Source organism: Rickettsia endosymbiont of Urophora cardui (assembly GCF_964030725.1).
Classification (GTDB): Bacteria; Pseudomonadota; Alphaproteobacteria; order Rickettsiales; family Rickettsiaceae; genus Rickettsia.
In genome coordinates this window covers 630,502-654,565 of the sequence record NZ_CAXIPY010000007.1, presented here as the reverse complement: position 1 = coordinate 654,565, position 24,064 = coordinate 630,502, and the positions used below count along the sequence as shown (strand labels likewise).

Here is a 24,064-nt window from a genome sequence, read left to right as displayed (position 1 = left end):
ATACCTTAAACTTAATTATAAAAAGGTAAATTAAATCCTGATAATAAGGATTTACCTTCTTCATCTGTTTTAGCAGATGTAACGATTGTAATATCCATTCCTCTTATAGTGTCAATTTTATCGTAATTAATCTCAGGAAAAACTATCTGCTCTTTTAGTCCAAAAGTAAAATTACCTTTACCATCAAAACTTTTGTAAGAAAAGCCACGAAACTCTTTAACACGAGGTAATGCAACAATTACTAACCTTTCTAAGAAATCATACATTCTATCTTTACGTAAAGTAACTTTGCAACCTATTTTCATACCATCACGTAACTTAAATGTTGCAATAGATTTTCTTGCTGAAGTTACAAAAGGTTTTTGACCAGAGATTAAAGTTAAATCATTTACTGCTTTATCAATCACTTTTGAATCAGCTATTGCTTCCCCTACACCCATATTTATAACAATTTTTTCAATAGCTGGAATTTCATGTTTATTTTTATAAGAAAATTCCTTTTGCAAATTGCTCATAATTTCCTTTTGATATAGTTCTTTAAATCTTAACATTATTTGTCTTCCTTACCAATAATTTCTCCGGATTTTTTTGCTATTCTAACTTTAGAACCATCTTCTAAAAATTTAAAAGCTACCTTAGTAGGATTACCAGTTTTAGGATCAACATGTGCAACATTTGAAATATCTACAGGTAATTCTTTAGTTATTATGCCGCCTTCGCTTACTTGGGTAGGTTTAGTATGTTTTTTAACTAAATTTATTCCTGAAACAACTATTTTATTTTGCTCAGGAAAAACCTTTAATATTTTTCCTTTTTTCCCTTTGTATTTTCCAGTAATAACAATAACTTCATCACCTTTTTTTACTTTTAATTTTATCATTTATAACACTTCCTCTGCGAGCGACATAATTCTAACATATTTTTTTGCTCTAAGTTCTCTTGTCACAGGACCAAAAACCCTAGTACCTATAGGCTCATCTTGTGTGTTTAAAAGCACTAATGCGTTTTTGTCAAACTTTATTGTACTACCGTCAGCTCTTACAACCCCTGTTTTTGTGCGGACAATCACGCCTTTATAAACGTCACCTTTTTTTACTTTACCACCAGGTATAGCTTCCTTAATAGATACAACTATAACATCGCCTAGCTTTGCTACCATATGATGGGAGCCACCTAGAACTTTAATACACATAACTTTTTTGGCACCGGAATTATCTGCCACTTCCAAAATGCTTTGCATTTGAATCATATATCACTTCCAATTTTATTCACGAAAGACAAAATAAACAATTTTCCCAATAAAGTTAAAGGATAAAACCTTTACTCTTCATTTATTACTACCCATGTTTTAGTTTTTGAAATAGGACGACTTTCAATTATATTAACTTTATCGCCTTCTTGAAACTTATTATTTGGATCATGAGCTGCGTATTTTTTAGATACTTTTATAAATTTTTTATAAATAGGATGCTTAAATCTTCTTTCTACTTTTACTGTAACTGTTTTATCAGTTTTTGAACTTATAACTACCCCTTGTAGGACTCTTTTAGGCATTTTAATTACTCTCCACTACTAGATCTTGTTGTTAATTCAGTTTTAATACGTGCTATAGACTTTTTAACTAATGAAAACCTACTAGTATTTTTTAATTCGCCCAGAGTTTGCTGAAATCTTAAATTAAATAGTTCTTTTTTTAAAAGATTAAGATGCTTAAAAAGATCTTCAATTGTTTTACTTGTTAATTCACTTCTTAATGATTTTAAATCATTCATAACGCCTCACTATCCTTGTTCTAACAGGTAATTTTGCACTTGCAAGCTCTAAAGCTTTAACTGCAACATCTTCCTCAACCCCTTCAATTTCAAACATAATTCTTCCAGGTGATACCCTTACTGCAAAAAATTCAGGATTTCCTTTACCTTTACCCATTCTTACTTCAGCAGGCTTCTTGGAAACCGGAAGATCAGGAAAGATTCGTATCCATAATCTTCCTTGACGTTTCATACATCTAGTAGCCGCTTTTCTTCCTGCTTCTATTTGTCTAGCAGTAACACGCCAACCATCTATAGATTTTAAACCAAATGATCCAAAGGCAAGTGTTGTACCTGCTTTTGATTTTGAAACAACTCTACCTTTATGAGCTTTTCTAAATTTTTGTTTTTTTGGAGCTAACATTTTCATACTTAAAAATTAATTATATCTTTTATTTTCGGTATATTCGCCTTTGTAAATCCAAACTTTAACTCCTATAACCCCATAAGTAGTTATAGCTTCTGCAGTCGAATAATCAATATCTGCTCTTAAAGTATGCAATGGCATTCTCCCTTCTATATACCATTCTGTTCTAGCAATCTCAGCTCCACCAAGACGTCCTGAGCAACTAACTCTTATACCTTGTCCACCTTGTTTAAATGAAGCTTGAATTGCTGTCTTCATTGCTTTTCTAAAGGATACTCTTTTTTCAAGATGCGATGCTATTGTCTGAGCTACTATAGCTGCATCTATATTAAACTTTCTAACTTCATGAATATTTATATAAACTTCAGTTAAAGAAGTCATTTTTTCAATCGCTTTTTTTAGCTTATCAATTTCACTACCGTTTTTACCGATAATTATATTCGGTTTTTTTGCATTAATATTGATAATAATGCTTTTGTTAGAAGGACGTTCAATTAAAATTCTGCTAACTTGAGCTTGAGTAAAACTTTTATTAACTAATTCTCTAATCTTTAAATCTTGTATAAAAAGAGTTTTATACTGCTTTTCTGCATAAAATACAGAATCCCAACCTTTAATTAAAGTCGGTCCAACCCTAAAACCATGTGCACAAACTTTCTGCCCCATCTTAATTATCCTCTTTTTCTGTAACAGTTATATAAAGATTACTAAAAAACTTATTTATTCTAGTAGCTCTTCCTTTTGCTCTTGGCATAACTCTTTTCATTACTAAAGCCTTGCCTACTGTTGCGTTAGTTATAACTAATCTATCTATATCTAAACCTAGATTATTTTCAGCATTTGCTACAGCAGATTGCAGACAAGCTTTTACAACTTTTGAAATTCTTTTTGACGAAAAAGTTAATTGCACTAATGCTTCAGAAACTTTCATGTTTCTAATGAAAGCTGCAACTAAGTTTAATTTCCTTGGACTAACTCTAATTGATTTAGCTTTTGCCGTGGCAAAATTTTTGTTTTCCTGTACCATATGATTTTATTTTCTTTTAACTTTTTTATCTGCTCCATGCCCATGAAATGTTCTAGTAGGAGAGAATTCCCCTAGTTTTCTACCAACCATTTCTTCATTTACAGAAACTGGAATAAATTTATTTCCATTGTGAACAGAAAACGTAAAACCAACAAAAATAGGCAAAATGGTTGATCTTCTAGACCAAGTTTTAATCATTTCTGATTTACCAGATTCCATTAATTTTTGAACTTTTTTTATTAAATAACCATCTACGAAAGGCCCTTTCCACACCGAACGTGCCATAATTAATACCTAATTAATTTAAAAATTTATTTTCTTTTCTTTATAATAAACTTAGAAGTACGCTTATTTTTACGCGTCTTTTTACCTTTCGTCGGGAATCCCCAAGGAGTAACTGGATGACGCCCACCAGAGGTTTTACCCTCACCACCACCATGTGGGTGATCTACAGGGTTCATTGCCACACCTCTTACATGAGGTCTCCAACCAAGCCATCTATTTCTACCAGCTTTACCTAAGTTAATATTTTTTTGATCAGGATTAGATACTGTACCTATCGTAGCCATACAATCTAAAGGTACTAATCTAAATTCACCTGACTTTAATTTAAGTTGTGCATATCCTGAATCTTTACCCACTAAATCTACCGATGTACCGGCTGATCTTGCAATTTGACCACCTTTACCAACTTTCATTTCGACATTATGTAAAGTAGTACCTATAGGGACATATCTTAAAGGTAAACAATTGCCAATTTTTATATCTGCATCTTTGCTTGATATTATCTTATCTCCTACCACTAATTTTTGTGGAGCTAAAATATAAGCATATTCACCATCTTCATACTTAATTAAAGCAATAAAAGCAGTTCTATTAGGATCATATTCTATTCTTTCAACTATAGCAGCAATGTCTAGTTTATTTCTCTTAAAGTCGATAACACGATATAGTCTTTTATGACCTCCACCTCTTTGCCAAGAAGTGATTCTACCCTGATTATTTCTTCCACCTGTTTTAGATATCCCTTTAGTTAGAGCCTTAAAAGGTCTACCTTTCCATAAACTAGTTCTATCAACTTGAACTAACTCTCTCAAAGAAGGGGTAATTGGATTAAAACTTTTTAAAGCCATTTATTTAATTCCTCCGGCAAAATCAATATTATGATCTTTTTCTAATGTTACCACAGCTTTTTTTCTATCAACTTGACGTCCGATAACTCCCTTAAATCTCTTTTTCTTACCTTTGACATTTAAGATATTTACTTTTTTTACTTTTACTTTAAATATTTCTTCTATGGCTTTTTTAACGGCAAGCTTCTCAGCAAGTCTATCTACATAAAAAGTGTATTTATTTTGTTCTGAAAGAAGCGTAGTTTTTTCTGTAATAACAGGTCTTCTAATTAAATCGTAATATTTATACGAACTCATTTTAACCTCTCTTCTAAAACATTCACTGCTTCTTGTGATAACAATACATATTCATGCCTTATTATGTCATAGACATTTGCACCTATTTGCGGAACAACTACTGTATTATAAATATTTTGTGCTGCTAAAGAAAAATTAACATCCACTTCATTGCCATCTATTACAAAGAAGCTTTTACCTTGAAACTTATTTAATATATTAACAAGATTAGAGGTTTTAGGCGTTTCTAATTTTAAAGAATCTATGACTAGTAATTTTCCTTCAGAAAATTTTTCGGATAAAGCATGGATTAAACCAAGTTTTCGTACTTTTTTAGGTAATTTAGTTGCATGACTACGTACTACAGGACCATGAATTACACCACCTCCACGCATCTGTACAGATCTTAAAGAACCTTGTCTTGCATTCCCTGTACCTTTTTGCTTAAAAGGTTTTTTTGTAGTACCGGATACTTCTGATACAGTTTTAGTTTTATGTGTACCAGCCATTGCTTTAGCTCGCTGCCAATCAACAACTTGCTTTATTATATCATCCCTAATAAACTCTACAGCAAATATATCTTCGTTTAAACTAATCTCACCGATTTCTTCATTAGCAAGATTTAATATTTTAGTTTTCATTTCTATTCAACCTATACAGTCTTATATAAAATCTTTTATATAAATAATTATTTTTTATGCAGTTATTGAAATCTTTTTTATTGCATCTTTTATTGAAATATATGAACCTTTATGTCCCGGTATACTTCCCTGAATCATAATAAGCCCTTGCTCTTTATCGATTGCAAATATTTTTAAATTTTGGATAGTAACTTGACTACACCCCATATGTCCAGCCATTTTTTTACCTTTAAAGACTTTTCCTGGATCTTGTCTTTGACCAGTAGAACCATGTGAACGATGTGATATTGAAACACCGTGAGAAGCTTCAAGTCCTCTAAAATTATGTCTCTTCATACTACCAGCAAATCCTTTACCTATAGTAGTAGCTGTTACATCTATAAATTGTCCTGCCGTAAAATGATCTACTTCTAAACTTGCTGCTATATCAATAAAATTATCTTCAGAGATTCTAAATTCTTTTAATTTAGTTTTAGGAGACACTTTAGCATTAGCAAACACTTGTTTCATAGGCTTAGTTACTCTAGAGATTTTTTTATCTTTTATCCCTATAACTAAAGCATTATAACCATGTTTTTCAGCAATTTTATGTCCTACTACTTGGCAATCATCAACTTTCACTAGCGTTAATGGAACTCTCTTACCATTATTATTAAAAACACTAGTCATCCCAACTTTTTGAGCAATTATTCCGGTTCTCATTACTCCCCACTCTCTAATTCAATCACTACATCAACACCTGCTGCTAAATCAACCTTGCTTAAGGCATCAACAACTGCTGGATTTGGATCATCTATAACCAATAATCTTTTTTGTGTTCTAATTTCGTATTGCTCCCTTGATTTTATATGCACATGGGGAGATCTATTTACGGTAAATCTTTGAATTTTTCTAGGTAAAGGAATAGGACCACTAATATTAGCAAATATCCTTTTAACAGCACTAACTATCTCTTTAGTAGCCTGATCAAGACTACGATGATCAAATGACTTTAAACGAATTTTGATTTTATTTTTCATTTAATAAACCTTAATTATAAACAGCAAGATGTTTTTACATCTTAAAACATAAATACCTATTATTAAAAAATAATAGGTATTTATAAAATAGACTAATTAATTACTTTAGAAACTACACCAGCACCTACTGTTCTACCACCTTCACGAATCGAGAATTTTAAACCTTGCTGCATAGCAATAGGAGAAATTAACTTAACTTTGAAAGTAGCATTATCACCAGGCATAACCATCTGTTTATCAGCCGGTAATTCTATTGTACCTGTAACGTCTGTTGTTCTAAAATAGAATTGTGGACGATAGTTATTGGTAAATGGAGTATGACGTCCACCTTCATCTTTACTAAGCACGTATACTTCAGCTTCAAATTCATCGTGAGGTGTTATACTACCAGGTTTTGCAAGAACTTGTCCTCTTTGTACAGCTTCTCTATCTATACCACGTAACAATATACCAACATTATCCCCAGCCTCACCACTATCAAGAAGCTTTCTAAACATTTCGACACCGGTACATGTAGAAGCTTGAGTTGCTTTTATTCCAACTATTTCAACAGCTTCACCAACTTTAATTTTACCAGCTTCAATTCTACCTGTTACAACTGTTCCTCTCCCTGAAATAGAGAACACATCTTCGATAGGCATTAAGAAAGGCTTTTCAGTTTCTCTAGTAGGTTGTGGTATATAACTATCTACTGCATCCATTAATTCACGGATAGCTTTTTCACCTTCAGGCTTTCCTTCTAAAGCTTGAAGAGCAGAACCTCTGATTATTGGTATCTCATCACCAGGGAAATCATATTTTGATAATAATTCCCTTACTTCCATTTCCACTAATTCTAGTAGGTCAGGATCATCAACCATATCAACTTTATTTAAGAACACTACCATTTTAGGCACGCCAACTTGCTTTGCTAATAATATATGTTCTCTAGTTTGTGGCATTGGACCATCAGCAGCAGAAACAACTAATATTGCACCGTCCATTTGAGCAGCACCTGTGATCATGTTCTTTACATAGTCAGCATGTCCTGGGCAGTCTACGTGTGCATAGTGCCTACTCTTAGTCTCATATTCTACGTGAGCAGTTGATATTGTTATACCTCTTTCCTTTTCCTCAGGAGCGGCATCAATTTCATCATATTTTTTAACTTTGATATCTTTATTATCTTTTCCAAGCACCATTGTTATTGCTGCTGTCAAAGAAGTTTTCCCATGATCCACGTGACCGATAGTACCGATATTAACATGCGGTTTGGTTCTTTCAAACTTTGCTTTTGCCATATTTTTACTCTCTTACAATTTTTTAAGTTTAATACAAGTTAATCTCTCAGGGTTTAATTCCCCGAAGCTCTGCTTCGTGATATCATAAGAAACAACTAAAACTTTTTTAGATACCTCGTAGCTCTGCTGCGAGGAGCATCATTTTAAAGTGCGTTTTTTACTAAATATTATTTGTCACCACTATATTTAATGGAGCGGGTGATGGGAATCGAACCCACACAGCCAGCTTGGAAGGCTGGAACTCTACCATTGAGCTACACCCGCAACTAACACCAATTTTATTCAGACTTACAATTATACACGATTATATCTTATTTTTAAATATAATTTATAATATAAAATGATAAGTTTAAAAAATGATATGCTTCCCTGAACCATTCAAGTGGTGGAGGGAGAAGGATTCGAACCTTCGAACGCTTACGCGGGCAGATTTACAGTCTGCTGCCATTGACCACTCGGCCACCCCTCCTAAAGAACTTTACTGTATTAAATAGACTAATTCACTTTAAAAGACAATATAAATTAGTATTAGGACTTAATAAAACTTCTCGCCGAATCATCAAATAAACAAATAGCAGCTTGCACATTTATTTAGTTGTAACTTTCTATAATAAATAGTAGTTTCTGTCAAGAACAAATTACCAAAGGTTTTCAATAACATGCAAAATAAAAAGTTGGATTCTAAAAATTACTACTATATTTATGGAAAACATCCTATATTTTCAGCTCTTAACAATCCGAAGCGTCAAATTGAGAATATTTTATGCACTCAAATGATCTTTGATGCAAATAAAAAATTAATAAGTTCCAAGCCTTATAAAATTGTTAATAATGATGTTTTATCTAAATTGCTAGAAAACCAAACCCATCAAGGAATAGCTGCTAAAGTTAAGCCAATTTTTTCCCATAATATAGAAGATATCAACATAAAAAATCCAAAATGTAAGATTGCAATTCTTGATCAAATAACTGATCCGCAAAATATAGGGGCAATTATTCGCAGTGCAGCAGCTTTTAATATGGATGCTATAATCTTACCATTAGATAATTCGCCGAATGAAAATGGCACTATAGCTAAAGCAGCTTGTGGAACTTTAGAATTAATAAAAATTATTAAAGTAACCAATCTAAACTCTTGTATCAATTACCTAAAAAAACATGGTTTTTGGGTTATAGGACTAACTGGGGAAGCCGATGATTATTTTACTGATAAATTAATCTCAGATAAAATAGCTTTGGTATTCGGCTCGGAAGATAAAGGCATGCGAAGATTGGTTCAAGAAAATTGTGATCATTTAGCCAAAATTCCTATTTCTGATAAAGTAGAAAGCCTTAACGTATCAAATGCCGCTTCTATAATTTTTCACTCACTATGGGATCATTAACAAAGTTGAAATATTTTTAACAAATCAAATATTGTTTTTTATTTACTTCCATATAACTGAAGTTTTGACAAAAAGATAGCCACACTTATAACTGAAGTTTTGACAAAAATTCTAATTTTTCTGACTATAGCTAACACGGGAAGGTTTTTACCATTGCTGCCGTCATTACCTGAATTCTGGATTAATCTAGGTTTGGAAGTAAGTATTTACAAGGGATAGAAGATACTCTATATAATTTTTAGCAAAAAAACAAGAGTATCCCCATGAAGAAAGATATTACTGCATTATTTTGTTTTGTCGATGATTTTTGTAAAATTAGCGAGCAGTGGATTAATAAATCATTTCTACCATTAATTAATAAAAACCCTACAAGAAAGCCTGAAATAAGCTATTCTGAGCTGTTAACAATAGTGCTTTTATACCATCAATCACCTTGTAAAAACTTTAAATATTTTTATATGTCCTATCTACAATTATATAAATCAGACTTTGTAACTCTTCCATCATATACTCGTTTTATAGCTCTAAAACCAAGAGTTCTGAGTTATTTAGTTTTATTACTTGAATGGTATATGCAGGCAGCTCAATCTACGGGAGTTTCTTATATTGACGCCACATCTTTAGAGGTTTGTCATCGAAAAAGAATCTCTCGTAATAAAGTCTTTGCCGGTATTGCTGCTTTGGGTAAAACAACAAAAAGTTGGTTTTTTGGTCTAAAATTACATTTGGTTAATGATGCTCCTCGCAGCAGAGCTACGAGGTATCTAAAAAAGTTTTAGTTGTTTCTTATGATATCACGAAGCAGAGCTTCGGGGAATTAAACCCTGAGAGATTAACGAAAAAGGTGAGATTCAAGGTCTAAAACTAACGCCTGGTAATGTAGATGATAGAGCGCCGGTTTCGATAATCACCAAACATATCACGGGATTATTGTTTGGCGATAAGGGTTATATCAAACAGGAGCTCTTTGATGATCTATACAGCAAAGGAATCAAGTTAGTAACTGGCATAAAGAAGAAAATGAAGAATAAACTTATGCCATTATTTGAAAAAATATTATTACGCAAACGCTCAATTATCGAAACAGTATTTAGTGTGCTGAAGGGTGCTTTCGAGATCGAACATACAAGACATAGATCAATTTGGGAGTCTTTTGCAATGATTGTGTAAATTTTTGTTGAGCCTATATTAGAAGTAATTAAAAATATAGGTAACAGAAATGCAAATAGAGAAGAATAAAAAAATAAATGAAGCAATAGATTTGCTGATAGAAGGTGGAGTAGATTTAAAAACAGTACTAAGTCAGAATGGATTAATTAAGGAATTAACCAAGGGTATTTTAGAGCGAGCACTGCATGCTGAGATGTCAGAACATTTAGGTTATAGCAAGTATGATAGAGCTGAAACTGAGAATGCGAGGAATGGTAGTTTTAGTAAGAATCTGATTAGTGAGAATGGTACTATAGAGCTAAATGTTCCAAGAGACAGACAAGGTAAATTTGAACCTATAATAGTCTCAAAGAAACAAACAAGAATAGATGGCTTAGACCAAAAGATAATATCCTTATATGCGAAGGGTATGAGTGTGTCTGATATTAAAACACAATTGCAAGAATTATATGGAGCTGAGATCAGTGAGAGCCTAATCAGCAGGATTACAGATGAAGTAATAGATGAGGTCAAGATTTGGCAGAGTAGACCTCTTGAATCAGTATACCCTATAGTATATTTTGACTGTTTAGTAGTGAAAGTAAGACAAGATAAACTTATTATTAATAAATCAGTATATGTAGCTTTAGGAATAGATTTATCTGGCAGAAAGGATATTTTAGGCTTATGGATAAGTGAGAATGAAGGAGCTAAATTTTGGCTCGGTAATTTTACTGAAATGAAGAATCGAGGAGTAAAAGATATCTTAATTGCTTGTAGTGATAATCTAACTGGTATGTCTGATGCTATTGCATCAGTATATCCGAAAACTGAACATCAAATTTGTATTGTCCATCAGATCAGGAATAGCCTCAAATATGTATCATATAAAGATAGAAAGCAATTAGCAGCGGATTTGAAACTAATCTATACTTCTGCTACTGAAAAAGAAGCAGAATTAGCTCTTGAGTCATTTGATCAAAAATGGAGTAAGCAATATCCGCATATAGCTAAATCTTGGTATAATAATTGGGATAATTTGATAATTTTCTTGCAATATCCAAAGGAGATTCGTAAGATTATTTACACTACAAATGCGATAGAATCGCTGAATAGCCAATTGAGAAAAGTTACTAAGAATAAACGCATCTTTCCAAATGATGACGCAGTATTTAAGGTTTTATATCTGACAATTGATTATATTACCAAAAAATGGTCTATGCCTATCCCCAATTGGAATGAAGCTATGGCTCATTTTATGATCAAATTTGATGGTAGAATTTAATGGTTCACGAAATTTACACAATTGATGAGACAGAGCCCAATTTGGAATGCCTTTGTACATATCTTATCCGCCCTAATTGCATACTGTATGAAACCTAACAAACCTGCTATATCTCAAAATTAGCTAATCCAGAATTCAGGTTATAGGTTCAAATTTACCTTGTCTGTCTCTTGGAACATTTAGCTCTATAGTACCATTCTCACTAATCAGATTCTTACTAAAACTACCATTCCTCGCATTCTCAGTGTCAGCTCTATCATACTTGCTATAACCTAAATGTTCTGACATCTCAGCATGCAGTGCTCGCTCTAAAATACCCTTGGTTAATTCCTTAATTAATCCATTCTGACTTAGTACTGTTTTTAAATCTACTCCGCCTTCTATCAGCAAATCTATTGCTTCATTTATTTTTTTATTCTTCTCTATTTGCATTTCTGTTACCTATATTTTTAATTACTTCTAATATAGGCTCAACAAAAATTTACACAATCATTGCAAAAGACTCGAAATTATATATGCTTCATGTTCCATGCAAATTTGTCTTAATAAATCCCTGACTCTCTCAGCTACTTTTCCTACCAATGCTCTTTTTCTATACTTTGGTATCCATATAATATGTACTTTTAAATCATACTGGCTATGACTATTTTTTCTATAACTTCTCATATCTTTTTATAAATTCGTTGCTAAAGCAACTTCATTATATCTTCCCTTCGCCTGAAGGCGAGGGATTTTTTATCCCCGTAGAGGGACATTAATTAGCGATACACTATTTGAAGTATATCAAGGCAAAGCAGTAATTGCTAAACCGTTACATACAGATTACCCTCAATCACCCGAACAAGCACATGACGAAAATTGGCAAAAATTTTATAGTTTTAATCATGATATCATGATAGAAAACACAATCGGATTTATTGCCAAAAATCTAAAAAAAGCTTCCATTAAAGACAAATTATACTATAGTTTTGCTAAATTATCCGAGCAATTAGATTTAAATGCCATCAGTGATCATTTTATGAATAAAATAAATAATTATATAACATTTAACGATTTATGACAAACTATAGAACAGAAAGCGATTCTTTTGGAGAAATTCAAATAGAGGACAAATTTTATTGGGGAGCACAAACACAAAGATCATTAGAAAATTTCAAAATAGGCAAACAAAAAATGCCAGAAATTCTAATCCGCTCTCTTGCTATATTAAAAAAATGTGCTGCGAAAGTTAACCTCGAATTTGGTGATCTAGAACCTAAAATAGCTGAAAGTATAGATAAAGCTACAAGCAGAATTTTAAATGCTGAATTTAGCGATAATTTTCCTTTAGGAGTTTGGCAAACAGGCTCTGGAACGCAAACAAATATGAATATGAATGAGGTAATCGCCTCTATTGCAAATGAAGAGCTAACCGGCATGAAAGGCGGTAAATCTCCAGTACATCCTAATGATCATGTCAATAAAGGACAATCATCAAATGATTCATTCCCAACGGCTATGCATATAGCAACCGTGCTTGCCACTAAAGAAAAGCTAATACCGGCTCTAAATCATTTGCTTATAGCTTTACAAAATAAATCAAAAGATTGGGACAGCATTATAAAAATCGGACGCACCCATTTACAAGACGCAACTCCTCTAACACTTAAGCAGGAATTGTCCGGATATATTACGCAAATAGAATATGCTTTAGAAAGAATAGAAGACGCATTAAAAAAAGTTTATCTACTTGCTCAAGGAGGAACAGCAGTTGGAACAGGCATCAATTCACGTAAAGGATTTGATATAAAATTTGCTGAAGAAGTAGCAGAATTTACAAAACAACCTTTTAAAACAGCACCTAATAAATTTGAAAGCTTAGCCGCTCATGATGCACTTGTAGAATTGTCAGGCACTCTTAATACTATAGCCGTTAGTTTGATGAAAATAGCGAATGATATAAGATTGCTCGGATCAGGTCCAAGATGCGGTCTTGGTGAGCTGCATTTACCAGAAAATGAACCTGGCTCTTCAATTATGCCAGGTAAGGTAAACCCTACACAAGTCGAAGCCTTAACAATGGTTTGCACTCAAGTTATGGGAAATCATGTTACAGTTACTATTGCCGGCTCAAACGGACATCTTGAACTTAACGTCTTTAAACCAGTAATAATATATAATATTTTGCAATCTATCGAGCTACTATCGGATGCCGCAAATAGCTTTGTCACTCACTGTGTGGACGGGATAGAGCCTAATATAACCCGTATTAACGATTTACGTGATAAATCTTTAATGCTTGTCACCGCTCTTAATCCGCATATTGGCTATGATAATGCCGCCAAAATTGCTAAAGAAGCTCATAAGCACGGAATTACTTTAAAAGCAGCCGCAAAAAAACTTAATCTTTTATCGGAAGAAGAATTTGATAAAATAGTAGTACCTGAAAAAATGGTTAGACAATCTTAGGTTGTATAAATAATATCAATTTCTCTTTACAAGATATTATAAATAGGCTAGTACTAAACAACCCTCAGCTATAAGCTGAGGGGTTATAAAGTGGAATCGATTAGAAATCGATCATCATTTACTGGCTCACCTTCTTGTTCATCAATATACTGCTGTATCATTTCGTCAGTAATATTACCTGAACTCACTGCCATATCCTCTAGCCCAAAAATGATTACCCCAAAATTGTTTCCTTAAATGAGCAAATTCTTGCAATAATATTCTTGAGCTACTCCCTTTTAGATATTGTACAAGCTTACTTAAAGCCACTTGAGGACGGTATGAAATAAATATATGAACATGATCACAAGAGACTTTACCTGAAATTATATATGCTTCATGTTCCATGCAAATTTGCCTTAATAAATCCCTGACTCTCTCAGCTACTTTTCCTACCAATGCTCTTTTTCTATACTTTGGTATCCATATAATATGTACTTTTAAATCATACTGGCTATGACTATTTTTTCTATAACTTCTCATATCTTTTTATAAATTCGTTGCTAAAGCAACTTCATTATATCTTCCCTTCGCCTGAAGGCGAGGGATTTTTTATCCCCGTAGGGGGACATTAAAATTAGTCTATTTATAATATCACTTATATAAAGCAAAATTTATCTAACTGAAGTTTTGACAAAAAATTTTTAATGATGCTCCTCGCAGCAGAGCTACGAGGTATCTAAAAAAGTTTTAGTTGTTTCTTATGATATCACGAAGCAGAGCTTCGGGGAATTAAACCCTGAGAGATTAATGATCGTTTACGTAACATAGCTTTATCTTCTAATTCTAGTAAATAATTCTTCATATCCTTGCGAATATTAGTTATCATTCTTAAATTTCTAGAATAGAGTTTAAACCATAACTCTTTACAAATATATGCTTTATCACCAAATACCTTACCTGTTATCTTCTGAGTTATAGATTCAAGAACAGATAAATCAGCTCTATTTGCTTTTGTTATTTTAACAGCTATAATCTCTGCTTTATGATTAATGATTAAATGTAATTTAAATCCCATAAACCAACCATAACTACTCATCCCAACTTTGGCAATTTTACCAAAAACTCTATTACTAGAAGTGCGCTTAGCATGACAAATAGATAGTTTTGTTGAATCAATAAAATATATTCCTGTATCTTCACCTCGTAGTAATTGCAACATTATTGACAATGGCAATATTAACCTTGGCCATAATTGTACTATTCTACTATAACATGGTAAATTAAAGTAACCCTTATATTTATGCGGTAAGTAGTGTAAATAATAGTTTTTAAAGTCCTTGCAAGGCGATAGATAAAAATATATGACTATTGTCGGCTCTGTCTCATCAATTGTGTAAATTTCGTGAACCATTAAATTCTACCATCAAATTTGATCATAAAATGAGCCATAGCTTCATTCCAATTGGGGATAGGCATAGACCATTTTTTGGTAATATAATCAATTGTCAGATATAAAACCTTAAATACTGCGTCATCATTTGGAAAGATGCGTTTATTCTTAGTAACTTTTCTCAATTGGCTATTCAGCGATTCTATCGCATTTGTAGTGTAAATAATCTTACGAATCTCCTTTGGATATTGCAAGAAAATTATCAAATTATCCCAATTATTATACCAAGATTTAGCTATATGCGGATATTGCTTACTCCATTTTTGACCAAATGACTCAAGAGCTAATTCTACTTCTTTTTCAGTAGCAGAAGTATAGATTAGTTTCAAATCCGCTGCTAATTGCTTTCTATCTTTATATGATACATATTTGAGGCTATTCCTGATCTGATGGACAATACAAATTTGATGTTCAGTTTTCGGATATACTGATGCAATAGCATCAGACATACCAGTTAGATTATCACTACAAGCAATTAAGATATCTTTTACTCCTCGATTCTTCATTTCAGTAAAATTACCAAGCCAAAATTTAGCTCCTTCATTCTCACTTATCCATAAGCCTAAAATATCCTTTCTGCCAGATAAATCTATTCCTAAAGCTACATATACTGATTTATTAATAATAAGTTTATCTTGTCTTACTTTCACTACTAAACAGTCAAAATATACTATAGGGTATACTGATTCAAGAGGTCTACTCTGCCAAATCTTGACCTCATCTATTACTTCATCTGTAATCCTGCTGATTAGGCTCTCACTGATCTCAGCTCCATATAATTCTTGCAATTGTGTTTTAATATCAGACACACTCATACCCTTCGCATATAAGGATATTATCTTTTGGTCTAAGCCATCTATTCTTGTTTGTTTCTTTGAGACTATTATAGGTTCAAATTTACCTTGTCTGTCTCTTGGAACACTTATCTCTATAGTACCATTCTCACTAATCAGATTCTTACTAAAACTACCATTCCTCGCATTCTCAGTTTCAGCTCTATCATACTTGCTATAACCTAAATGTTCTGACATCTCAGCATGCAGTGCTCGCTCTAAAATACCCTTGGTTAATTCCTTAAATGATGCTCCTCGCAGCAGAGCTACGAGGTATCTAAAAAAGTTTTAGTTGTTTCTTATGATATCACGAAGCAGAGCTTCGGGGAATTAAACCCTGAGAGATTAATCCATTCTGACTGAGTACTGTTTTTAAATCTACTCCGCCTTCTATCAGCAAATCTATTGCTTCATTTATTTTTTTATTCTTCTCTATTTGCATTTCTGTTACCTATATTTTTAATTACTTCTAATATAGGCTCAACAAAAATTTACACAATCATTGCAAAAGACTCCTATTGTCATCAATTCTGCAAGACTTAATTTTCCTATTCTATGCCTTTGCTGATTTGTTGATAATAGACGGTGTTCTATCCATTCTTCATATATTTTACAAAAATTATCGGAAAGTTCTATAATTAATTAAGCCAGATATAATCAATTTTTAATCTCTCAGGGTTTAATTCCCCGAAGCTCTGCTTCGTGATATCATAAGAAACAACTAAAACTTTTTTAGATACCTCGTAGCTCTGCTGCGAGGAGCATCATTTAAATATAGATATATCATGGCTCATTTAACGATAGATGAAAGATTTAAAATATACGAAATGAATAAGAGTGGTTATAGCTCGCGATATATAGGGACAAAGATTGGCCGTGATAAAAGCACTATATGTTATGAACTCAAGAGAATGAGGCATAATTATAGACCAGATAGGGCTAACACACTTGCTTGCAGTTTAAGGCAAGGTAAGAGAAAAAGAAAATTAGATATTGATAATAATTTACGAGCAGAAATAATAAAGCAGTTAACACAGGGTATTTCACCAGATATAATTTCAGGTAGACGTAAACTATCACGAGATACTGTCAATATTTCTACAGAGAGTATATACCAGTTTATTTATACATCTCCTATAGCACAAAGGCAAAAATTATATTTATAGCTAACGCGAAAAGGTTTTTACCATAGTTTTTGTATTTACTCACATATTCACCAGATCTAAATCCTATTAAACATTGCTGGACTAACTTTAAAAACTGTTTACATAAAATTATTGATCAATGCCTAAGTTTTTCCTAATCTATGGTAGAAACATTTCCGTGTTAGCTATATCTTTAGCAAGAAAAAGGAAAAATAGGTTGCATCATGGTACAAGAATCAGAAACAAAAGAATTACAATACCAAATCGAGTTTCCATTACTGAAAGACCAGAGATAAATAGAAAGATAGCAGCAATAGGTCATTTAGAAGGTGATTTAACTTTTAACAAAGGTAATCAAAGTCGTAATATAGGCGCTCTTGTGGATATCAGAACACAAAAAGTGTTTCTCACTTTAAACCGTTCAAAAAGAACACAAGATGTGATTGATAACATGAATAAAAAACTTAAACAATTGTCGCATATAATCAAAAGCATAACGTTAGATAATGGCAAAGAATTTACCAATCATGAACAACTATTGCCAAAATCTGAACGAAAAGTATATTTTTGCAATCCTTATTCTCCATGGCAAAAACCATTGATAGAGAAGATTAACTCAATGGTGCACAGAGTATACTCTAAATCTTTAGATATAAAAAAATTAACAATAAAGCAATTACAAGAAATTGAGGATTTTTTAAATAATTTACCAAGAAAAGTGCTCGGTTATAAAACACCCAATGAGGTATGGGAAGAAAATATAAATCTGGCTTAATTAATACTGGAATTTACCATCTACTAAATAATATACAGTTATGATACATCTTTTCATGTTGAGTTACTGATCTTTTATTAAAAAAATCTATCATAACTCAACATTAATCTCCTTTAACCCCTTTATCTATAAGCTTTCTATCTATCCCTTATCCTAAATTAGCGTTATCAATATTCTCTTCCTATATTTTGGTATCCATATAAGATGCACTTTTAAATCATACTGACTATGACTATTCTTTCTATAACTTCTCATATTTCTTGATATAAATTCATTGCTAAAGCAATTTCATTATATCTTCCCTTCGCCTAAAGGCGAGGGATTTTTGATCCCCGAAGGGGGACATTAAAAATAGCTCAGCAAATCGAAAAATATGGCGTTTCAGATGTTAAAGAATTATATAACCCGCATGCTACAATATGGTATCAATGGCCTACAAATCCTGCTCTTAACACCGCCGCAGAAAGTATAAAACACAAAGTTAACGAACTTTCTTGTGATGCATTAGCTTTAGTTTTAGGAGAACTAGGATTTAACGGGAATATAGAAAATCCTTATGTTATTTTTCCTTTAGGTCAAGGTTTTACTATAGAACAAGCGATAGAACTTGCTGCAAAAACTAATCTTGACTGGTAGCATTCATAAATTTTCTTAAAAGATTATGGAAATTTCTAAATCTTCTATTATACTGAAATCATAATAATATAAATAAACGATTATCATGGCTTTAATAAACATAAAAGCACCAGAAAATATAATATTAAAACCGCGTATTACAGTTTTTGGTGTTGGGGGTGCAGGTAGTAATGCAGTAAATAATATGATTGGTGCTAATCTGCAAGGAGCTAATTTTGTAGTAGCTAATACTGATGCACAATCATTAGAATATTCTCGCTGCGAAAACAAAATACAGCTGGGCATCTCCACAACTAGAGGTCTTGGTGCAGGAGCCGCCCCTGAAGTTGGAGCAGCAGCTGCACAAGAATCAGAAGATGAAATTCGCAATTATCTAGAAAATAGTAATATGGTGTTTATTACGGCAGGCATGGGCGGCGGTACTGGTACTGGCTCTGCACCAGTTATTGCACGAATTGCTAAGGAACTTGGCATCTTAACAATTGGAGTAGTAACTAAGCCTTTTCATTTTGAGGGCGGGCATCGTATGAAAACTGCCGATAAAGGAATTATAGATTTACAACAATTTGTTGATACTTTAATCGTGATACCAAATCAAAACTTATTTCGTATTGCTAACGAGCAAACTACTTTTGCTGATGCTTTTAAAATGGCAGATGATGTACTGCATGCAGGCGTTAGAGGCGTCACGGATTTAATGATTATGCCAGGTCTTATCAATCTTGACTTTGCTGATATCAAAGCTGTTATGAGCGAAATGGGCAAAGCTATGATGGGTACAGGCGAGGCAAGCGGTGAGGATAGAGCTACTAAAGCAGCAGAATCTGCAATCTCTAATCCATTACTTGACCATAGCTCAATGTGTGGTGCTAGAGGTGTATTAATTAATATTACAGGCGGCCCAGATATGACTTTATTTGAAGTCGATAACGCTGCTAATAGAATTAGAGAAGAAGTAAATAATAAAGATGCTAATATTATTTTTGGTTCAACATTTAATCCTGAGCTAAAAGGGATTATTAGAGTATCAGTTGTTGCCACAGGTATTGATGCAGCTAAAATACCGCTTTATAAACCTGTTAACTCTAGTGCTACCGATTTATCCACCGAAGAAGATGAGGATACAAAACTTAGAGCTCAATCTACTCAAGGAGATCAACCTGTTCATATTGAAGAAATTCCTAATTTTAACAGCTATAGTAACGACGAAGCAGAAATTGCTGACTCTCTAGACCAAGCCCCTAATTCCACCAACGATGATATCGAACCAAGGGTAAGTCTTACTAATGATGCTGGAGAAACTCCTAAATCATCTTTCTTTGTAAGGATGTGGGGGTCACTACGTACACAAAATAATAATCAAATTCCGGAACGAAAAAATGTTGTAGTTGGTATGCCCGATGAAGAGACTAAAGAATCTGACATTCATGATATACCAGCTTTTTTAAGAAAGAAAAGGGATTAAAATATCATTTCACTTAAGGCTTACTTACATGGATCGAAAAACGTTCTAGGTATAGCTTATTTCACTAAGGTCCTTACATGGTGCTAATGTTTAATATGGCATATAATAAGGCATCCCACAAATTTACTGAAGTTTTGCCAAAAATTCTAATTTTTCTGACTAAAGTAAAAATTTATATTTAAAGTTAAATATTTAGTGCTTTTATCAGCTTAAAAGCGATATTTCTACAATTTAAAGTAAATTATTTGATATATAATACAAATTATAGATTGATACACTCGCCACTTTTTTTAATAAAAATTTTTTGTCAAAACTTCAGAAATTTAGTCCGTCCGCCAAAACTCTACAAGCCTTATAGATAATATGGTTTTAAGACAAGAAGTAATACAACAATCCGTAAGAAAATGATAAAATATGGTCATAAACCTTATGGATTTCAGTCAATGCCAATAGACAACATTATCAAATCGCAAGAACAAGGGAAACTGTTTGGTTATAAATTAAAAGAAGAATTAAACCCAAATAATAAGCTATATAAATTAAGAGAATTAATAAATTGGTCTAGGCTCGAAGAGTGGTTATCAAAAAATGTTTGTATTAAGAAATTTGGTAGAAATAGAAAATGTCATAGAGTGATGCTTGGCATAACGATGCTACAAGCAATGTATAATTTTTCAGATTCATTATCAGAGGAAGAGCTAAAAGAGAATATGTATTGGCAGTATTTCTGCGGGTGGGAATATATAGAAAAAGACATAGCTATCTCGGAAACTAGTATACGACGGTTTCGTAGTGTATTAGGTGAAGCTGGATATAATGAGATATTATCGGAGTTGATCAGGGTTGGGATAAAAACTAACACAATTAAAAAAAAAGATTTGGAATTAATCATCGCTGATACGACTGTACAAATTAAGAATATCAAACACCCACACGATGTTTATTTAATGGATAAAGCTAGGCTTAGCATAGTAAAGCTTTGCAACAGTTTGGGTATACATTTGAATGAAACATACGCTAGAACCTATAAACGCGATATAGTAAAGCTATGGAAATATAAAGAACATAGTAAAGCCAAGAAGCGTTGGAAAATAATGAAGCATTTAAAAATATTACTGGGTCGTTTGATTAGAGTATGTGAGCGTGAGATCAAAAATAAGCAATTAAACTTGTCTCTCAAAAATCAAGAAGTATTGCAAAAAATAAAACAAATACATAACCAATCTGTTTTAAAAAGAGAAGCTAAAAAGCAATATAAAGAAGATAACAAAGTATTATATAGTTTTCATGCCCCTGAAGTAGAGTGTATAGGAAAGGGAAAACGCAACAAGCCATATGAGTTTGGCAATAAAGTAGCGGTAGTAGTAAGTGGTCGTAGAAATTTTGTTTTATCCGCAAAATCGTTTCATAATAATCCTTATGATGGTCATACATTGCATCAGAGCTTTGAAGCAGTAGAGAGTGTCACTGGAATCAAGATAAAGAAATCATTTGTTGATCTTGGGTATAGTGGTAGCAATGTAAAGGAGAAGAGTAAGGTATATACCCCAAAAACGCGGAAGAAGTTGTTACAAGAGGACAAGTCTATGATCAAGAGACGCAGTGCCATAGAACCAATAATAGGTCACTTAAAGCAATATGGTCGGATGGGTAGAAACTTCTTGAAAGGTATGATAGGAGATATTATCAATCCAATAATCTCTGCTATTGGTTTGAATTTACGATGCATTGCAAATCATTTACAAATCGTGTCTAACTCCACATAAATCAAAAATATCATCATGCAAAAACTAGATGAACGATAAAAAATCGTTAACAATAGCTCCATATCAAAATTAGACCAACACAGAAATGTATCAGTAAAAATTAACATAACTTATTAATTTTTATTGAAAATCTTAGCAATTTGTTGTCAAAACTCTATCCCATTACAAATGATCAGGATTTGAAGTGTTTTTGGCGGATAGACAATTTAGTGTCAGTATCTTAATGGATTAAGCTATATCACTCCGTGATGGCATTGTTGCGTAGATCGAAAAACGTCCTCGGTGTCATGCCGTGGCTTGACCACGGCATCCAAAAAATAATAAAAAATACTAATTTTATTAGTATTTTTTAGCTGGATCCCGCGATCAAGTCGTGGGATGACAGGGGGAGCATGATCCACGTGAGCAAATCTTAAGCTAGAAATAACATCAAAACTATCCCAAAGGAGTAAATCATATGAAGATTTGATGAACGAACATTAGAATTACCCATGACGAATATTAAAATTACCCATTTTTGAGTACAAAATATTGTCTAAAGTGTTACATTATTATCCTCCGATTTTATAGTTAATTTTTTGCCTTTAGCTGTAGCGATTCTATAACTTTCAGTATTGAGTTCAAGAATTGAAGAATGGTGAACCAATCTGTCAATAACTGCTGACGTAGTCATTTCATCTTTAAAAATAGTATTCCATTTTGCAAAAACTAAATTGCTAGTAAATGATGCTCCTCGCAGCAGAGCTACGAGGTATCTAAAAAAGTTTTAGTTGTTTCTTATGATATCACGAAGCAGAGCTTCGGGGAATTAAACCCTGAGAGATTAATTTATTTTACTAAATGTAAGATATAATCTTGTATCTTAGTATTGTCTTTAGTAAACAACTATAAGATACTTAAGGGCACTTAAGTAAGAAGACTAATATGCCGTATTAAATCTTAGGGCTATGTAACTCTGTAGTTGAGATCAAACCATTAGTCTTCACATACTCATTAAAGATCGGACGGTATTCTTAGGTCTTGAAATTAATCAATGAACCTGTATTTACAAGGTTGATCTTTGGGTATTCTACTTATTATTAACATAGAAGGTCAAATATGAGTAGCATTATTTTGGGTATAGATATTTCTAAAGCAACATTTGACGTAGCTTTATTAAATGATAATAAAATCAAAACCAAAAAGTTTAATAATACTGCAAAAGGCTTTGCTGCACTAAAACAATGGTTAGAAAAAAAGGGAATAGATACTGCTCACGCTTGTATGGAATCAACAGGTGGTTACGAAGTTAGGTTAGCTCAATATCTTTATGATAATACATTTAAAGTTAGTGTCGTAAATCCAGCTCGCATCAAGGGCTTTGCAATGAGCAAGCTTTCAAGAGTTAAAACTGACAAATCTGATTGTGAATTGATAGCTTCTTTTTGCAAGGCTATGCAACCTGATCTTTGGCAACCAACCCCTATACATATTAAAGAATTACAACAATGGGTAAGACGCTTGGATAGTTTGATTGCTAATAAAAATCAAGAAAATAATAGATTGAGCGGAGCAAGTAAAGCAGTTGCCATTAACATTATGATTCATATTGAATTTCTGGATAAGCAAATTAAGGAAGTAGAAGAACTTATCTCTAATCATATTAAAGGACACAAAGACTTACATGATAAAAGTAAACTTCTTGATTCAATCCCTGGTATAGGAGAAAAAACAATAGGAGTGATACTTGCTTTTCTTGTTGTAGAAAATTTTAATTCTGCAAAACAACTAGCTGCGTTTGTTGGTCTTAACCCAAAGCCAAAACAATCAGGCACTTCTGTCCATGGAATAGGAAAAATATCAAAAACAGGAGATGCTAATTTACGTAAAGCTTTTTATATGCCTGCCATAGTTGCTATAAAACATAATCCGATTATTAAGGATTTTAGTCAACGTTTGAGCAATGTTGGAAAATCTAAAATGGTTATAGTGATTGCTGCTATGCGTAAGTTGCTTCACATAATTTATGGTGTTCTTAATAACAAAACATCTTTTAGTGCAAATATAAAAACCCTGTAAAATAAAATTGAGGTAAAATAATGAAAAAGTTGTTGACACTCAAGACGGTATCTCAAGTAATTAAGCAAATAAATTTTAGCCTTAAACCAGTAACTAAAAAATTTTTATTTTTACCTCTTGAACTAATGAAAAT

The 24,064-nt window shown here is 32.6% G+C and carries 23 protein-coding genes, 2 tRNA genes and 12 pseudogenes; 12 read left to right on the top strand and 25 right to left on the bottom strand.

From position 1 onward, the window contains the following. Positions 1-11: 11 nt before the first annotated feature. The 17 genes from rplE to AAHI98_RS17455 all read right to left on the bottom strand — a co-directional run bounded on the left by rplE (position 12) and on the right by AAHI98_RS17455 (position 8,023). Positions 12-551, bottom strand: a complete 540-nt coding sequence (gene rplE, locus AAHI98_RS17535) for a 50S ribosomal protein L5 (RefSeq protein ID WP_342226613.1) — start codon at positions 549-551, stop codon at positions 12-14. Further along, complete coding sequence (gene rplX, locus AAHI98_RS17530; RefSeq protein WP_342226612.1) at positions 551-880, bottom strand: 50S ribosomal protein L24; 330 nt, start codon at positions 878-880, stop codon at positions 551-553. Before rplX ends, rplE begins: the two co-directional genes overlap by 1 nt. Continuing rightward, the gene (gene rplN / locus AAHI98_RS17525) at positions 881-1,249 is read right to left on the bottom strand and encodes a 50S ribosomal protein L14 (RefSeq protein WP_342226611.1); all 369 of its coding nucleotides are present in this window, start codon (positions 1,247-1,249) and stop codon (positions 881-883) included. A gap of 71 nt (positions 1,250-1,320) precedes the next feature. After that, the gene (gene rpsQ, locus AAHI98_RS17520; protein ID WP_011477712.1) at positions 1,321-1,554 is read right to left on the bottom strand and encodes a 30S ribosomal protein S17; all 234 of its coding nucleotides are present in this window, start codon (positions 1,552-1,554) and stop codon (positions 1,321-1,323) included. 5 nt (positions 1,555-1,559) lie between these two features. Further along, on the bottom strand, positions 1,560-1,772 hold the full coding sequence (gene rpmC, locus AAHI98_RS17515; protein ID WP_342226610.1) for a 50S ribosomal protein L29: 213 nt from the start codon (positions 1,770-1,772) through the stop codon (positions 1,560-1,562). Next, a complete protein-coding gene (rplP, locus tag AAHI98_RS17510; protein ID WP_341788292.1) occupies positions 1,765-2,175 on the bottom strand; it encodes a 50S ribosomal protein L16 in 411 nt (136 codons plus the stop codon). Before rplP ends, rpmC begins: the two co-directional genes overlap by 8 nt. A 15-nt stretch (positions 2,176-2,190) precedes the next feature. Further along, on the bottom strand, positions 2,191-2,844 hold the full coding sequence (rpsC, locus tag AAHI98_RS17505) for a 30S ribosomal protein S3 (RefSeq protein ID WP_342226609.1): 654 nt from the start codon (positions 2,842-2,844) through the stop codon (positions 2,191-2,193). A 1-nt stretch (position 2,845) separates the two neighbouring features. Beyond that, entirely contained in the window at positions 2,846-3,205 is a 360-nt protein-coding gene (gene rplV, locus AAHI98_RS17500; protein ID WP_342226608.1) for a 50S ribosomal protein L22, read from the bottom strand. Between the two features lie 6 nt (positions 3,206-3,211). Continuing rightward, a complete protein-coding gene (gene rpsS, locus AAHI98_RS17495) occupies positions 3,212-3,490 on the bottom strand; it encodes a 30S ribosomal protein S19 (protein ID WP_011477717.1) in 279 nt (92 codons plus the stop codon). A 26-nt stretch (positions 3,491-3,516) separates the two neighbouring features. Next, positions 3,517-4,338, bottom strand: coding sequence for a 50S ribosomal protein L2 (gene rplB, locus AAHI98_RS17490; protein WP_342226607.1), 822 nt, complete (start codon positions 4,336-4,338; stop codon positions 3,517-3,519). Further along, positions 4,339-4,635, bottom strand: a complete 297-nt coding sequence (rplW, locus tag AAHI98_RS17485) for a 50S ribosomal protein L23 (protein ID WP_342226606.1) — start codon at positions 4,633-4,635, stop codon at positions 4,339-4,341. Continuing rightward, complete coding sequence (gene rplD, locus AAHI98_RS17480) at positions 4,632-5,255, bottom strand: 50S ribosomal protein L4 (protein WP_011477720.1); 624 nt, start codon at positions 5,253-5,255, stop codon at positions 4,632-4,634. Before rplD ends, rplW begins: the two co-directional genes overlap by 4 nt. 54 nt (positions 5,256-5,309) lie before the next feature. Then, complete coding sequence (gene rplC, locus AAHI98_RS17475) at positions 5,310-5,957, bottom strand: 50S ribosomal protein L3 (protein WP_011477721.1); 648 nt, start codon at positions 5,955-5,957, stop codon at positions 5,310-5,312. Continuing rightward, positions 5,957-6,274 (bottom strand): 30S ribosomal protein S10, encoded by a 318-nt coding sequence (gene rpsJ / locus AAHI98_RS17470; protein WP_342226605.1) that lies wholly within the window; start codon positions 6,272-6,274, stop codon positions 5,957-5,959. The genes rplC and rpsJ overlap by 1 nt, the downstream gene beginning before the upstream one ends. A gap of 92 nt (positions 6,275-6,366) precedes the next feature. Then, positions 6,367-7,554, bottom strand: coding sequence for an elongation factor Tu (tuf, locus tag AAHI98_RS17465; protein ID WP_342226604.1), 1,188 nt, complete (start codon positions 7,552-7,554; stop codon positions 6,367-6,369). A gap of 190 nt (positions 7,555-7,744) precedes the next feature. Beyond that, positions 7,745-7,818: transfer RNA gene (locus AAHI98_RS17460), tRNA-Gly, on the bottom strand. Between the two features lie 119 nt (positions 7,819-7,937). Continuing rightward, positions 7,938-8,023, bottom strand: a tRNA-Tyr gene (locus AAHI98_RS17455). 190 nt (positions 8,024-8,213) lie between these two features. On the opposite strand from AAHI98_RS17455, the gene rlmB reads away from it, so the two are divergent. The 4 genes and pseudogenes from rlmB to AAHI98_RS18935 all read left to right on the top strand — a co-directional run. Continuing rightward, a complete protein-coding gene (rlmB, locus tag AAHI98_RS17450; RefSeq protein WP_342226603.1) occupies positions 8,214-8,939 on the top strand; it encodes a 23S rRNA (guanosine(2251)-2'-O)-methyltransferase RlmB in 726 nt (241 codons plus the stop codon). A gap of 263 nt (positions 8,940-9,202) precedes the next feature. Continuing rightward, positions 9,203-10,109 (top strand): annotated as a pseudogene (locus tag AAHI98_RS17445) (transposase). A gap of 49 nt (positions 10,110-10,158) precedes the next feature. After that, positions 10,159-11,373: an IS256 family transposase gene (locus AAHI98_RS17440; protein ID WP_342224662.1), complete on the top strand. Its 1,215-nt coding sequence runs from the start codon at positions 10,159-10,161 to the stop codon at positions 11,371-11,373. Positions 11,374-11,400: 27 nt separating this feature from the next. After that, positions 11,401-11,496: pseudogene (locus AAHI98_RS18935) on the top strand (IS982 family transposase); the annotation flags it as partial. Between the two features lie 18 nt (positions 11,497-11,514). Here AAHI98_RS18935 and AAHI98_RS17435 read toward each other — a convergent pair. Together AAHI98_RS17435 and AAHI98_RS17430 are read right to left on the bottom strand one after the other, a co-directional pair. Then, a pseudogene (locus AAHI98_RS17435) lies at positions 11,515-11,799 on the bottom strand (transposase); the annotation flags it as partial. A gap of 78 nt (positions 11,800-11,877) precedes the next feature. Further along, a pseudogene (locus AAHI98_RS17430) lies at positions 11,878-12,039 on the bottom strand (transposase); the annotation flags it as partial. A gap of 88 nt (positions 12,040-12,127) precedes the next feature. Here AAHI98_RS17430 and AAHI98_RS17425 point away from each other — a divergent pair. Both AAHI98_RS17425 and fumC read left to right on the top strand, forming a co-directional pair. Continuing rightward, positions 12,128-12,433: pseudogene (locus AAHI98_RS17425) on the top strand (hypothetical protein); the annotation flags it as partial. Continuing rightward, positions 12,430-13,821: a class II fumarate hydratase gene (gene fumC, locus AAHI98_RS17420; RefSeq protein WP_342226602.1), complete on the top strand. Its 1,392-nt coding sequence runs from the start codon at positions 12,430-12,432 to the stop codon at positions 13,819-13,821. The pseudogene AAHI98_RS17425 and the gene fumC, both read left to right, overlap by 4 nt. Before the next feature lie 83 nt (positions 13,822-13,904). Here the strand turns inward: fumC and tnpA are convergent. The 4 genes and pseudogenes from tnpA to AAHI98_RS17400 form a co-directional block, all read right to left on the bottom strand. After that, a pseudogene (gene tnpA / locus AAHI98_RS17415) lies at positions 13,905-14,343 on the bottom strand (IS200/IS605 family transposase). Positions 14,344-14,605: 262 nt separating this feature from the next. Further along, a pseudogene (locus AAHI98_RS17410) lies at positions 14,606-15,175 on the bottom strand (IS982 family transposase); the annotation flags it as partial. A gap of 38 nt (positions 15,176-15,213) precedes the next feature. Continuing rightward, positions 15,214-16,329, bottom strand: a pseudogene (locus AAHI98_RS17405) (IS256 family transposase); the annotation flags it as partial. Positions 16,330-16,393: 64 nt separating this feature from the next. Next, positions 16,394-16,528, bottom strand: a complete 135-nt coding sequence (locus AAHI98_RS17400) for a hypothetical protein (RefSeq protein WP_342224770.1) — start codon at positions 16,526-16,528, stop codon at positions 16,394-16,396. A gap of 343 nt (positions 16,529-16,871) precedes the next feature. Here AAHI98_RS17400 and AAHI98_RS17395 point away from each other — a divergent pair. Then, positions 16,872-17,246: pseudogene (locus AAHI98_RS17395) on the top strand (transposase); the annotation flags it as partial. 124 nt (positions 17,247-17,370) lie between these two features. Next, a complete protein-coding gene (locus AAHI98_RS17390) occupies positions 17,371-18,006 on the top strand; it encodes an IS30 family transposase (protein WP_342226599.1) in 636 nt (211 codons plus the stop codon). Positions 18,007-18,171: 165 nt separating this feature from the next. Here AAHI98_RS17390 and AAHI98_RS18930 read toward each other — a convergent pair. Further along, a pseudogene (locus AAHI98_RS18930) lies at positions 18,172-18,261 on the bottom strand (IS200/IS605 family transposase); the annotation flags it as partial. Between the two features lie 466 nt (positions 18,262-18,727). On the opposite strand from AAHI98_RS18930, the pseudogene ftsZ reads away from it, so the two are divergent. From ftsZ to AAHI98_RS17380, 3 genes and pseudogenes are all read left to right on the top strand, one after another. Beyond that, positions 18,728-19,724 (top strand): annotated as a pseudogene (ftsZ, locus tag AAHI98_RS17385) (cell division protein FtsZ); the annotation flags it as partial. A 239-nt stretch (positions 19,725-19,963) separates the two neighbouring features. Beyond that, positions 19,964-20,107 (top strand): annotated as a pseudogene (locus tag AAHI98_RS18345) (cell division protein FtsZ); the annotation flags it as partial. Positions 20,108-20,511: 404 nt separating this feature from the next. Beyond that, entirely contained in the window at positions 20,512-21,873 is a 1,362-nt protein-coding gene (locus tag AAHI98_RS17380; protein ID WP_342224717.1) for an IS5 family transposase, read from the top strand. A gap of 535 nt (positions 21,874-22,408) precedes the next feature. On the opposite strand, the gene AAHI98_RS17375 is transcribed toward AAHI98_RS17380, so the two are convergent. After that, positions 22,409-22,612: an ATP-binding protein gene (locus AAHI98_RS17375; RefSeq protein WP_342226690.1), complete on the bottom strand. Its 204-nt coding sequence runs from the start codon at positions 22,610-22,612 to the stop codon at positions 22,409-22,411. 359 nt (positions 22,613-22,971) lie between these two features. Here AAHI98_RS17375 and AAHI98_RS17370 point away from each other — a divergent pair, with 359 nt between their 5' ends. Then, entirely contained in the window at positions 22,972-23,931 is a 960-nt protein-coding gene (locus tag AAHI98_RS17370) for a transposase (RefSeq protein WP_342224639.1), read from the top strand. Positions 23,932-24,064: the final 133 nt, after the last annotated feature.